At 67.0% G+C, this 12,248-nt stretch carries 13 protein-coding genes; 7 read left to right on the top strand and 6 right to left on the bottom strand.

The genetic code is table 11. The features are described 5' to 3' along the window. Positions 1–36 precede the first annotated feature (36 nt). Entirely contained in the window at positions 37–225 is a 189-nt protein-coding gene (locus ABD260_RS22290) for a hypothetical protein (RefSeq protein ID WP_344235888.1), read from the top strand. A gap of 132 nt (positions 226–357) precedes the next feature. Here the strand turns inward: ABD260_RS22290 and ABD260_RS22285 are convergent, their stop codons facing one another. Continuing rightward, positions 358–1,035, bottom strand: a complete 678-nt coding sequence (locus ABD260_RS22285) for a histone H1-like repetitive region-containing protein (RefSeq protein WP_344235886.1) — start codon at positions 1,033–1,035, stop codon at positions 358–360. A 318-nt stretch (positions 1,036–1,353) separates the two neighbouring features. Between ABD260_RS22285 and ABD260_RS22280 the strand changes: the two genes are divergently transcribed. Together ABD260_RS22280 and ABD260_RS22275 are read left to right on the top strand one after the other, a co-directional pair. Then, positions 1,354–2,100, top strand: a complete 747-nt coding sequence (locus ABD260_RS22280) for a helical backbone metal receptor (RefSeq protein ID WP_344235884.1) — start codon at positions 1,354–1,356, stop codon at positions 2,098–2,100. Positions 2,101–2,163: 63 nt separating this feature from the next. Continuing rightward, a complete protein-coding gene (locus ABD260_RS22275; RefSeq protein ID WP_344235962.1) occupies positions 2,164–2,340 on the top strand; it encodes a hypothetical protein in 177 nt (58 codons plus the stop codon). A 64-nt stretch (positions 2,341–2,404) separates the two neighbouring features. Here ABD260_RS22275 and ABD260_RS22270 read toward each other — a convergent pair whose 3' ends face one another. Then, positions 2,405–2,902 carry an NUDIX hydrolase gene (locus ABD260_RS22270; protein ID WP_344235882.1) on the bottom strand — a complete coding sequence of 166 codons (498 nt, stop codon included), beginning with the start codon at positions 2,900–2,902 and terminating at the stop codon, positions 2,405–2,407. An 89-nt stretch (positions 2,903–2,991) separates the two neighbouring features. Here ABD260_RS22270 and ABD260_RS22265 point away from each other — a divergent pair, with 89 nt between their 5' ends. Further along, positions 2,992–3,891, top strand: a complete 900-nt coding sequence (locus ABD260_RS22265) for an aldo/keto reductase (protein ID WP_344235880.1) — start codon at positions 2,992–2,994, stop codon at positions 3,889–3,891. Between the two features lie 12 nt (positions 3,892–3,903). Here the strand turns inward: ABD260_RS22265 and panB are convergent, their stop codons facing one another. Together panB and ABD260_RS22255 are read right to left on the bottom strand one after the other, a co-directional pair. Then, the gene (gene panB, locus ABD260_RS22260) at positions 3,904–6,234 is read right to left on the bottom strand and encodes a 3-methyl-2-oxobutanoate hydroxymethyltransferase (RefSeq protein ID WP_344235878.1); all 2,331 of its coding nucleotides are present in this window, start codon (positions 6,232–6,234) and stop codon (positions 3,904–3,906) included. A 143-nt stretch (positions 6,235–6,377) separates the two neighbouring features. Further along, positions 6,378–8,150 (bottom strand): NAD+ synthase, encoded by a 1,773-nt coding sequence (locus ABD260_RS22255; protein ID WP_344235876.1) that lies wholly within the window; start codon positions 8,148–8,150, stop codon positions 6,378–6,380. Positions 8,151–8,466: 316 nt separating this feature from the next. On the opposite strand from ABD260_RS22255, the gene ABD260_RS22250 reads away from it, so the two are divergent. Beyond that, a complete protein-coding gene (locus ABD260_RS22250; RefSeq protein ID WP_344235874.1) occupies positions 8,467–9,693 on the top strand; it encodes a DUF418 domain-containing protein in 1,227 nt (408 codons plus the stop codon). Here ABD260_RS22250 and ABD260_RS22245 read toward each other — a convergent pair. Continuing rightward, the gene (locus ABD260_RS22245; RefSeq protein WP_344235872.1) at positions 9,645–10,313 is read right to left on the bottom strand and encodes a peptidoglycan recognition protein family protein; all 669 of its coding nucleotides are present in this window, start codon (positions 10,311–10,313) and stop codon (positions 9,645–9,647) included. The two genes, ABD260_RS22250 and ABD260_RS22245, sit on opposite strands and share 49 nt — an antisense overlap. Before the next feature lie 163 nt (positions 10,314–10,476). On the opposite strand from ABD260_RS22245, the gene ABD260_RS22240 reads away from it, so the two are divergent. Both ABD260_RS22240 and ABD260_RS22235 read left to right on the top strand, forming a co-directional pair. Then, positions 10,477–10,941 carry a hypothetical protein gene (locus ABD260_RS22240; protein ID WP_344235870.1) on the top strand — a complete coding sequence of 155 codons (465 nt, stop codon included), beginning with the start codon at positions 10,477–10,479 and terminating at the stop codon, positions 10,939–10,941. Next, on the top strand, positions 10,938–11,855 hold the full coding sequence (locus ABD260_RS22235) for an HTTM domain-containing protein (protein ID WP_344235868.1): 918 nt from the start codon (positions 10,938–10,940) through the stop codon (positions 11,853–11,855). Before ABD260_RS22240 ends, ABD260_RS22235 begins: the two co-directional genes overlap by 4 nt. Here the strand turns inward: ABD260_RS22235 and ABD260_RS22230 are convergent. Further along, positions 11,781–12,188, bottom strand: coding sequence for a hypothetical protein (locus ABD260_RS22230; RefSeq protein WP_344235867.1), 408 nt, complete (start codon positions 12,186–12,188; stop codon positions 11,781–11,783). The two genes, ABD260_RS22235 and ABD260_RS22230, sit on opposite strands and share 75 nt — an antisense overlap. Positions 12,189–12,248: the final 60 nt, after the last annotated feature.

Below are 12,248 nucleotides of genomic sequence, written 5' to 3'. Positions count from 1 at the left end.
GAGCCGCGTCAGATAACCCAGGAGGTGGTCAGCCGGATGAGCGACGATCACAGCAACGAGTGGTACTACAACACCAAGACCGGCAAGGTGGAGCCGTACCAGGGTGCGAAGTCGGGCGACCGGCTCGGGCCGTACAGCTCGCCGGAGGAAGCCGCGCGGGCCCTCGAGAAGGTGCAGGAACGCAACGAGTCCTGGGACCACGACCCGAAGTGGGACGACGACTGAATCAGCCCCCGGCGGCACCTGCATGCCAAAGAGCGTTACAGAGAACTGAGAAAAAGCCGAAGGGCACCACCGCGTCCGGTGGTGCCCTTCAGGTCTTCACGGCCGTACGTCGCGCGAACGCGGACGCAGCTGTCAGCGGGCCACCCGCCGGGCCGCGGTCTTGCGGGCCGGGGCCTTACGCGCCGGTGCCTTCTTCGCGGCGGTCTTCCGGGCCACGGTCTTCTTGGCGGCGGTCTTCACCGCGCTCTTCTTCGCCGCGACGCGCTTGGCCGGAGCCTTCTTGGCAGCGGTCTTCTTCGCGGGCGCCTTCTTGGCGGCGACCTTGCGCGCCGGTGCCTTCTTCGCGACGGTCTTCTTGGCAGTGGCCTTCTTCGCCACCGTCTTCTTGGCGGCGGTCTTCTTGGCTGCCGTCTTCTTCGCCGGTGCCTTCTTGGCCACGGTCTTCTTCGCGGTCGTCGCCTTCTTCGCGGCGGTGGTCCGCTTCGCGGCCGTGGTCTTCTTGGCCGCGCTGACGCGCTTCGCCGGCGCCTTCTTCGCAACGGTCTTGCGGGCCGTGGCCTTCTTCGCCGGAGCCTTCTTCGCGACGGCCTTCTTGGCGGTGGTCCGCTTCGCCGGTGCCTTCTTCGCCACGGTCTTCGTGGCGGCGGTCTTCTTGGCCGCACTCACCTTCTTCGTCGCTGTCTTCTTTGCTGCGCTGACCTTGCGCGCGGTTGTCGTCTTCGCGGCGCTGGCCTTCTTCGCGACAGTCTTCTTGGCGGGAGAAGCCTTTTTGGCTGTCGCCTTCCCTGCGGCTGCCTTCTTGGCTGGCACTCTGCCTCCTTGGTGCGGCTGAGGAAAACCACGGTGGATTCCTCGTCGTCACGATGATGACAACAAGTGTGCTCCACGTAAAGCACCCGAAACGTGCGCAGGTTAAGGAGAACTCGGCGCATAGCGGCGGGCAAATGCCGAAAATCCTTGTGCAGAAGGGATTCCACCGCGCCAAGAGCATGCCGGATACGCAAGAATATTTCTTGGCGACACGCGCACAAATCGGCCCCGAACCGGACGGATCCGCGAGTGTTGTCGACGGCAACGTCCTCGACGCGCACCGTGCGAGACCAGGTCGAAGCGAGGTACAACAGACCGATGAACAGTGCGTACGACGACCTCGGCAACGTGGTCGAACTACCTTCCGAAGTACGTCGTGTGGTCAGCATCGTGCCGTCGTTGACGGAGTCGATCGCGAGTACGCGGCCGGACCTGATCGTTGGTGCGACCGACTGGTGTACGCAGCCCGCGCACCTCGACGTGATCCGCGTTCGCGGCACCAAGAATCCCGATCTCGAACGCATCCGTGCACTCGCGCCGGACGTCGTCATCGCGAACGCGGAAGAGAACCGCGCGATCGATCTGGACGCATTGCGATCGAGTGGAATCGCGGTCTGGACCACCGCACCGACGACAGTGCCCGAAGCACTCGACTCACTGATGCGCATGCTGCCGGCGATCATCGGCGACGTACCGCGGTGGTTGCGCGAAGCACGATCGGTGTGGAGCACGTCGTACGAAGGAATGCGCCGGCGTGCGGTGATACCGATCTGGCGGCGGCCGTGGATGGCGTTGGGGCGGGATACGTTCGCGGGCGATCTGTTGTCCCGGATTGGCATCGACAACTCGCTGAGAGAATCCACAGAACGCTATCCGCGGATCGATCCGGCCGCGTTACCTGAGTACGACCTCGTGGTACTGCCGGATGAGCCTTATCCGTTTTCACCGGATGACGGTCCGGAGGCGTTCGCGAAACCCGCGCGCTGTGTTTCCGGACGGCACCTGACCTGGTACGGGCCGTCACTGGTCGAAGCCCGCGAACTCCTCAGCGGACAGCTGGCGTGACGTCGGCCACGATCACACCCGACCCCTCTGGACGGTTAGGTATGCCTCACCTACACTCGCCAGGTGCCGTCGATGACCGCGAAGAAGAAGTGCTGCAAGGACAAGCCGAGGTGCAAGAAGTGCCCGGTGGTGCTGCTGCGCCTGTCCAAGGAGGGCTGCGCCGAGCGGATCGACCGGGTGCACTACAAGGTGGACAAGAAGGTCCCGAAGAAGGTCCTCAAAGCCGCCCGCGCCCGCTGACCCGAAGCCGGCTGACCCGCTGACCCGAGGCCGGTTAAGGCTGCGCGCTGCGCCGAAACGGCACTCAGGACGCGCGCCGCAGCGTGATCGCGTCCGTCGCCTGCCGGAGCAATCCCGGGATGGTGATGTGCGCGGCCTGACCGGTCGCCTCCAGATCGTCGCCGTACCACCAGCCGTGCTTGCTGATCGTCTGCAACTCCAGCTCCTCCTGGTTCGCGAACGTCACCTCGACCCGCTCCACCGCGACCGCGAAGAACGTCTGATGCTGGATGATCCGGCACCCACCCCACTCGTACTCGATCTGGTTCGTCGCCACCGGCGAACCAAGCGCGTCAACCGGAAGTACAAGACCGACCTCTTCGCGCAGTTCGCGACTGGCCGCCTCCAGCACCGTCTCGCCGGCTTCGACCCCGCCGCCGATCGTGAACCAGTACGGCGTCTGTGGTTTCAGCGGATCCCATCCGTGCAGCAACAGCACCTTGCCGTCCGGACGCACCGGCAGTACGCGGGCAGTCGTCCGATGGCGGATCGTCCCTGGTGGTCGCAGCTCGGCTTGGCTCACACCACAAAACGTTAAAGGACACTGCGACCACCATGCCGCCCGTTGCGGCGCGTCTCACATGGTTGCTGCCGACATCTACGATCAGGGGCATGGCAAGTATCGGGCTGGGTCTCGCGGCGCTGGGGCGTCCTGGTTACATCAACCTCGGGCACGACGAGGACCTGTCGCTCGGGCGGGAGGTCGACGACTTGCGCACGCGTACGCACGAGCTGCTCGAGCAGGCGTGGCAAGCCGGTGTTCGGTACTTCGATGCCGCCCGTTCGTACGGTTTTGCCGAGCTGTTCTTGGGGGAGTGGCTGACGCCGGAGCGCCGTACGCAACTGACCATCGGCTCGAAATGGGGTTACACGTACGTCGCGGACTGGCGGCACGACGCGGAGACGCACGAGGTGAAGGACCACAGTCTCGCGACGTTCGAACGGCAGTGGCCGGAGACGCTGCAGTCGTTGGGTGGACCACCGGATATCTATCTGGTGCACAGCCTGACGCCGGACAGTCCGGCGCTGGCGGACAAACGACTGCTGGATCGGTTGCGGGAGATCGCCGACACCGGCGTACGCGTCGGGCTGTCCACGAGTGGTCCGCATCAGGCCGCGACGCTCCGCAAGGCGATGGCTGCCGGTACGCCGTTCACGTCCGTCCAGGCGACCTGGAACGTGCTGGAAACGTCAGCCGGGCCGGCGCTCGCCGAGGCGTACGCGGAGGGTTGGTTCGTCGTCATCAAGGAAGCAGTCGCGAACGGGCGGTTGACGTCGCGCGCCGGTGAGACTCCGTTCAACGAGTTCGCGCGGCAGCATGGGAGTACGCCGGACGCGCTGGCCATCGGTGCGGCGGTCGCGCAGCCGTGGGCGGATGTGGTGCTGAGCGGCGCGACCACGAAGGAACAGCTCGCCAGCAACCTCGCGTACCGCATCGACGGGCCGCTGAACGAGTTCGTTCAGCAGCCCGACGAATACTGGACCGAGCGCTCCGCCCTGCCGTGGATCTGACCGTGCCCCGCGCTAGAAAGTGTGCTCGTCGGCGGGGAACACTCCGGAGGCGACCTCGGCCGCGTACGTGGCGGCCGCGTTGGTGAGGACGCCGCGCAGGTCCGCGTACTGCTTGACGAAGCGCGGCATCGCCCCCGAACGCAGGCCGGCCATGTCCTGCCAGACCAGCACCTGCGCGTCCGTGTCACGGCCGGCACCGATGCCGATGGTCGGGATCGGTACCCGCTTGGTGATCTCGGCGGCGACATCACCGGGCACCATCTCGAGGACGACCGAGAACGCACCCGCCTTGGCGAGCGCGACCGCGTCGTCGATCAGCGTCGCGGCCTGATCGCCACGACCCTGCACCCGGTACCCGCCGATGCTGTGCTCGCTCTGCGGGGTGAAACCGATGTGCGCCATCACCGGGATGCCGGACTGGGTCAGCTTCTCGACCATCGGCACCATGTTCCGGCCGCCTTCGAGCTTCACCGCGTGGACGCCGGCCTCTTTCATGAACCGCACTGCCGTATGGAACGCCTGCTCCGGCGACGCCTGGTACGACCCGAACGGCAGGTCCGCGACGACCAGCGCACGCTCCACCGCGCCCGCGACCGCCCGCGCCAGCGGAATCAGTTCGTCGACCGTGACCCGGAGCGTGGTCTCATGCCCGTACACGTTGTTGGCCGCCGAGTCCCCGACCAGAAGCACCGGAATCCCGGCCTGATCGAAGATCTCCGCCGTGTACTGGTCGTACGCCGTGAGCATCGCCCACTTCTCGCCACGGTTCTTGAAGTCCCGCAAATGATGCACGCGATACCGCCGCGGCCGCTTCCCCGCGTCACCCGCCGACCCCACCCCAGCCGACTGCCCCGCACCCACCGCCTGCCCGATACCTGACTGCCCGGCACCTGCCGCCAGCCCCGCACCACCCGACTGCCCGACACCAGCTGACTGTCCGGCACCACCCGACTGTCCGAGACCAGCTGACTGCCCGGCACCGGCTGACTGCCCTGCACCAGCTGCCTGTCCGACACCAGCCGACTGCGCCGCGGATGCCGCCTGTCCTGCAGCCGCCCCCTGCCTCGCGTCAGCAGAATGCCCCGCGCCAGCGGAATACCCCGCGCCAGCGGAATACCCTGCGCCAGCGGGATGGCCTGCGTCGGGTGGGGGAGTTGCTTCGGTCGAGGGGCCGTCCGTGCCGGGCGCGGCGTCTCCGGTGACTTGTGCTCTCCGGGCGGCTCGGTGCGACGAGAACTGCTCGGCCGGCACTTGGCTCGGTGCGTCCTGCTGTACACCCGCCCGTCGCCGCGCACCGAGCGGTCGCGGCCGGTCATCACCTTCGGCAACCGGCGCGCTGCTCTCGTACTCCGCACTCGGGTCTGACGGCGTCGACGGATGCCGATTCGGAGCCAGCCCATTACTCAGCCCATTGCTCGGACCACTACTCAAGCCGTTGCTCGGGCCGTTACCCAAACCGTTGCTGAGGCCATTACTCAAACCATTGCTCGACCCGTACGACAGTCCATTGCTCCCCGACCCCGGCGGCAGACCGTTGCTCTGACCCGACGGCGGCTCCGACGACCGCGACGAAGAAATCGGCGACTGCGGTGGGGGCGGGGGAGTGGACGGCTGCGGTGCCTGCCCGCTCCAGTTGCTGTTGCCGCTCGACGGCTGCGGCGGCCGGTGGCTCAGCCCATTGCTCGAATGCGACTGTGACTGCACCGGCGACTGCGGCGGCGCAGGCGGCCGCAACGGCTGATGCCCCTGCGACGAACCACCCTGCGAACCACCAGGTGAACCGCCCTGCGACGAACCGCCGTGCGGCTGGCTGCCATGCGAGAGATCTTGCTGCCCCGGGTTGTTGTGGGGCGGATTGTGCTGCGAAGGCGGCTGCTGCCCGCTCGTGCGGTTTCCGGGTACGCCGTTGCTTCCCGTGCTTCCGGGACCGAACGGACTCGGCCGACCCTGCGGCGGCTGACCCTGCGAAGACTGTGAAGGCGGCGCCGACCTGAACGGGTTCGGCTCCTGGTAACCCTGCTGTCCAGGATCGCCGTAGTACTCCGGTTGCTCCGGGGCGCGCTGCTGTTGCTGCTGCGGAGGCGGCGGGGCGCTGGGAAGGAACGGCGGCTTCGGTACGTACGGCTGTTGCGGTACCGGGCCGCGTTCGTACATCCGGGGCGCGTTCGGCAGGGACGGTGACGGGTCGAGGCCGAGGTCTGAGCCCCGGTCCCGCCAGGTGTCGCCGTCATGGTCCGAGCGGCGGTGCTCCTCGGTTGCGCGGTTCTTCGGTCCGGTCCCGTACGGCGACGGAAGCTCCTCGTCGTCGCCCTGGGTACCGGCCGACAGGAAGTTGTCAACCATGCCTTCATCGTCCCACCGATGCGGAGGGTAAGCGCCACCGGCTGCCGGTGAGCGATCGCTCACATCGTCGGTGGGCAGCTCGGAGGCACCCTCGGGCGGGAGCCAGGGGTTGTCGGTGGATGGGCGGTACCGCCACGAGTCGCTCAGTGCTCGGCTGCCTTTCGTGCGTCCTCACGCCATGCATTGGTGATCGGCAACCGGCGGTCCCGGCCGAAGGCCTTGTGGGTGATCTTCGGGCCCGGTGGGTACTGCCGGCGCTTGTACTCCGCGCGATCGACGAGCTGGATCACCTTGCTGACCAGCTCGGTCTCGAATCCGGCGGCGACCAGTTCGGCGCTGCCGCGGTCCTGTTCGACGTAGTCGTCGAGCATGTCGTCGAGCAGGTCGTAGGGCGGCAGCGAGTCGCTGTCCTGCTGCCCCGGACTGAGCTCGGCGGACGGGGGTTTGGCGATCGAGTTCGCCGGGATCGGTGGCTGCTGGCCGCGGGCCTTGGCGTCCTCGTTGCGCCATTTGGCCAGCCGCCAGACCACGGTCTTCGGGACGTCCTTCAGCGGCGCATACCCGCCGACCGCGTCACCGTAGATGGTGGAATAGCCGACGGACAGTTCCGATTTGTTGCCACAGGCAAGTACCAGGTGGCCGTCGGCGTTCGAGAGGCCCATCCAGATCACCGCCCGGACCCGCGCCTGCAGGTTCTCCTCGGCGAGACCGGTCAGGCCGAGCGTGTCCAGGAACGGCTGCACCATCGGCTGGATCGGGATCACCCGGTAGTTCAGGCCGGTCCGCGCGGCCAGCTCGGCGGCGTCGTCCTTGGAATGGTCGCTGGAGTACACACTCGGGTTCGAGATGCCGAACACCCGCTCGGCGCCGATCGCATCACAGGCGATCGCGGCGACGAGCGAGGAGTCGATGCCGCCGGACAGTCCGAGCAGTACGGATTTGAAACCGTTCTTCTGGACGTAGTCGCGCAGTCCGGTGACGATCGCGCCGTACATCTCGGCCTCGTCGGACAGCCGGGGCGCGACGCTCGCTTCCATCGCCTCGTACGCGTCGACCGCGTCCTCGTGCAGCACGGTGTGGACGATCTCGATGCCTTCGTGCGTACCGGACGGCGTACCTGTCGCGGCAGGTAGTTCCAGGTCGACGATCATGCTGCCCTGCTCGAACTGCGGGGCGCGGGCGATGATCGTGCCTTCCGCGTCCGCGATCAGGGAGTCGCCGTCGAAGACGAGCTCGTCCTGGCCGCCGACCAGATTCACGTACGCGAGAGCGCAGCCGGCTTCGCGGGCACGGTCGCGTACCAGGTCACCGCGCAGGTCGTCCTTGTTCGCTTCGTACGGCGAACTGTTGATGACCAGCAGCAGCCCCGCGCCGGCCTCGCGGGTGACGGCGACCGGGCCGCCGTCCTGCCAGAGGTCCTCGCAGATGACGAGCGCGACGTCGATGCCGTGAATCCGGATCACCTGCAGGGTGTTGCCCGGGACGAAGTGCCGGAACTCGTCGAAGACGCCGTAGTTCGGCAGGTGATGCTTCACCGCGCTGGTGACGACGCGGCCCTGGTGGATGACCGCGGCCGAGTTCGTCGGCGAGCCCTTCGGCCGGCCGAGCCGGTCGACGCCCATCGCCGAACCGGTGACGCGGTCGAGATACCCACAGACCACGACGATGTCGCCGAGCCCTTCGTCCGCGAGCCGCTGGGCGAGATCGTGAATCCGGGCCTGTGACGCGTCAACGAACGACGCCCGCAACGCGAGATCCTCGACCGGATATCCGGTCAGCCCGAGCTCGGGAAACGCCACCACATGCGCCCCTCGCTCCACCGCGTTCCGCGTCCACGCCACGATCTTGTCCGCGTTCCCGTCGACATCACCGACGGTCACGTTGAGCTGAGCAAGCGCTACGCGAAGTTGAGGCACGGGAGCACATTACTGGTTCCCCGCCCGCGACCCCACGCCCCTCCTCCACCTCTTACCAACGCCGAATGTACGCCCGCACCCGCTCGACGTTCCGTTCGACCGCATCCACCGCATCAACCCGCAAACTTTCACCCCCCAACCGGGGGTACTCACTCCGCATCCGCACCACGTGATCCCACCCCACTTCACCCCACCCAGGAATTCCCCTCCGCCGCCCCTCGAGCGGCAGCGGGGTTTGTGGTGAGAGCGACGAAGGTTGGGTGGTGGGGGACTTTTGGTGGATGTTGGGGGGCTGTGGGGTGGGTTTAGTGGGGGTATGACTGGTGTGGGTGGGCCTACTGGGGTGGGGGAGCGGGCGCTGGGGCCGGACTTGGCTCGGGGGTTCATGTTGTTGTTCATCGCGTTGGCGAACTCGCACTATTTTGTGAGTGGGGCACGGTACTTCGCGGGGTTTCCGGTGGATGGGTCGGTGGTCGACCGGGGTGTGGGGATGGTGATCTCCACGCTCGTGGACGAGCGGGCGTTTCCGATGTTCGGGGTGCTGTTCGGGTACGGGGTTGCGCAGATCGTCCGTCGGCAACGGGAAGCCGGGCGTGAGTGGTGGCCGATCCGGAGGTTGCTCTGGCGGCGGAGTCTGGTGCTGGTGGTGCTCGGGTTCCTGCACGCGATGCTGCTCTACATCGGTGACATCCTCGCCGCGTACGGGGTGCTGCTGTTCCTCGGCGTGTGGGCACTTCGCTGGAAGGACCGCTGGTTGTTCATCGTGGCGGGGTTCGTGCTGATCCTGATCGCGCTGCCCAGTGACGACCTGCTCGACAGCTTCGCCGAAGGGCCTGATCCGACGATGCTCCCGGCCGGCTTCGGTTCGCAGCTCGCCGACCGGATCGCGGCGCAGCCGTTCGTTGCCGGCGTGGCCTGGATCGGTTTCGTCACACCGTTCCTGATCGGCTTGTGGGCCGGCCGCCGGCGCATCCTCGAACGCCCCGCCGAACATCTCACCCTGCTGCGTACGACCGCGCTCCTCGGCCTCACCATTGCGATCGCCGGCGCGCTTCCGGTCTCGCTCGTCGTGGGCGGCGTCCTTGCCATGCCGAGCGAACACACGCTCAGCATCATCGGTCCGTTGCATGCCGCAACCGGTGTCTTCGGCGGTCTCGGGTACGCGGCGCTGATCGTCCTTGTCGCGCACCGGCTGACCAGCCGCCCCGACGCTCTCGGCGGGCGGGGCGGCGGTCGCCAAGGGATTGCCTTGGCGATCGCCGCCGTCGGGCAACGGTCGTTGACGTGTTACCTCGCACAGTCCGTGGTGTGGACGGTCGTGTTCACGCCGTACCTGCTGGATCTGTCGGACACCCTCACCACGACCACGACAGCACTGCTCGCGGTGGCGACCTGGTCAGCGACCGTACTGCTCGCCGACCGGATGCGCCGCGCGAACTACCGCGGCCCGTTCGAGCTGCTGATCCGGCGGATCACCTATCGAAGCACCGCGTCTCAAAGCACAGCGGCGACCCGGTCCCGCAGTTCGGGTAGTCGTGCGTAGAAGACGTCGCCCGGGCACTGGGTGCTGTTGTAGTCGCGGTGCCCGACGATCGCCACGTGCGGATCGAGCCCGTACTGCGTACACAGCCATGCACACGTCAGGACGGACATGTCGAACAGTGCGGTGGTCGGGTTCTCGCTGGTGTAGATGCCCTCGTGCTCGATCCCGATCGTGTGGCTGTTGTTGTTCAGCGTCTGCGCGCCGAGGACATTTTGCCGATTGTTGATGGCAGACAATGACTTGCTGCGGCCCTCCATCAGGTAGCCGCCGCGGCTGATGGTCAGCTGATTGCCGATGTCGATCCAGCCGTTGGTGTCCATGTGCAGGTCCTGAATCCAGTGCTGCACCTTGTACGCCGCGGCCAGCGAGTAGTCGGTCACGTTCGGGCTCGCGGTGTGATGGATGACGATGTGGTCGGGCTTGGCGATCACCTGGGTGGCGGACTTGGGCGGGCGCGCCGACCATTCGGCGCGCGTGTAGCAGCGCGGCGCCGGGGCGGCGTGGGCTGCTGTCGGCAGGGTGGCCGCGGCGACTCCACCGAGCAGTACGCCGCCGGCGGTCGCGCCGAGGAGCGTACGCCTGGACAGGCCGAGGCGTTGGAAACTTTCTGGGGCGGTCATACACAAGAAAATTCCCTACGAACGAGGGGTCCAAACCGGAATGATCGGCAGTTCGACAGGAGGTGTCGGCTGTTTTGGGCGGATTGCACCGGTGCTCAGGCGTGACGCCGCGGGCAGTGGGCGTATACGTACTGTCGAACTGCTGACGGCGGGGTGGTGTGTAATGGCGGGCGTGACTGATGGTGAGCGGCTGGGGCGGGTCGGTAAGGGGTTGCGGGTGCTGGTGGCGGTGGCTGGGATCGGGCTGCTGATCAACGGGTCGGTCCGGGCCAGTGACGACGCCTGGCCGTTCGGTCCGATGTCGCAGTACGCGATGACGGTGCCGGACGACGCCAGGATCGACTACACCCGGATCAGCGCGGTCACGGACGCGGGTACGACGGTCGACGTACCGCTCAACATCGAAGGCGCCGGGGTCGCCCGCGCCGAGATCGAGGCCCGTGCCGGGGAGATTGTCAACAATCCTTCGCTGCTCCAGCAGGTCGCCGACGGGTGGGCGCGCAAACACCCGGACAAACCGAAGTACGTGAAACTCGAGCTGATCCGCGACACCACTCAGCTCGTGAAGGGCCGGGTCGAAGGTCCGCCCACCTCACAGATCCTCGCGACCTGGCAGGTGAAGCGATGAAGGCGATCAACTGGTTCACTCCGGCGATCGCGCTCGCCCGGATCGCCTGGCTGCGTACGGTCCTGTACTTGTTCGTCATCCTGGACATGCACGCGTTCGTCCGCGACACCCGCGACAAGGGCGAGCACCCCGGCCTGTACCAGCCGTTGCTCTTGGCCCGGCTGCTCGACCTGCCGAAACCATCGGTCGCCAACACCACCGCCCTGTACATCGTCCTGATCGTCACCTGCCTGATCGCGGCCACCAACTACTTCCCCCGCGTCGCCGGCTGGATCGTCGCGCCCGCGTTCACCTGGTGGGTGCTCATCGGGATGAGTGACGGCAAAGTCGACCACGATCACCTCGCGCTCGTGATCGCGTTGTGGGTCCTCCCGACCGTGAAGGCGGGCAGTCGCGGCCTCGCGTCGTACGGAGATCAGACGAAGTCGGAAGCAGCCGGCTGGGCGATCCGGTGTGTACAGATCTGTGTGATCGCGACGTACTTCCTGTCCGCGATCGCGAAACTGCGCAGTGCCGGATGGGCGTTGACGTGGCCCGGCAGCGCGATCCTGACTTGGGCGATCGTGCGACGGCCGCACCCGGTCGGGGAGTGGTTGCTGCATCACCCCTGGATGCTGCACGTGATGCAGTGGGTCGGCATCATCGGCGAGTTCCTGTCGCCGGTGATCCTGTGGCTGAAGGGCCGCTGGCAGCTGCTCGGCGCGCTGTTCTTCCTCGGCTTCCACGCCGCGAACACGGCGATCCTGCTGATCCACTTCCTGCCGACGGTCGTCTGCTGGCTCGCGTTCGCCCCGCTGGAGCGGATCGTTCCCTGGTACCGCTCGCGCCGCGAAGCAAGATCAGGTAGCGATACCCGAAAGGCCGAACACGAGCCCGAACACGGCCGGCAGGCCGAGCAGCAGGCCGGCGCGTAGCTTGAACCGGCGGCCGCCTGGCCCGGGCGTACGCACCACCCGGGAGAGCACCGCACCGGCGTACCCGAAAACCAGCGCCGCGAGCAGGATCTGCGGCGTCGGCAGGTTGTCGGCGTCGTGATGGGTCAGCCCGAGCGTGACCAGGCCCGGGCAGCAGAACGCGCACATCCCGAACCCGAGCTCCGGCACCGGCAGCCAGCGCCGGCCGAGGACGTCCCGCTCGGCCGGCCGTTTGCGCCGCACCGACTGCACGAACCGGGCGGTGCTGACGATCAGGTCACTCAAACAGAGCAGCGCGGCCACGATCAGCGCGGCCCGGAAGATCGTCTGCACAAAGGGACACGCTAGGCCCTGATCGCCGCCAAGTCCGGCCTGGCACGTAACGTCTGCTTA

It is taken from the genome of Kribbella hippodromi (genome assembly GCF_039531045.1).
GTDB classification, from domain to species: Bacteria; Actinomycetota; Actinomycetes; order Propionibacteriales; family Kribbellaceae; genus Kribbella; species Kribbella hippodromi.
This window is presented reverse-complemented; position numbering and strand designations above follow the sequence as displayed.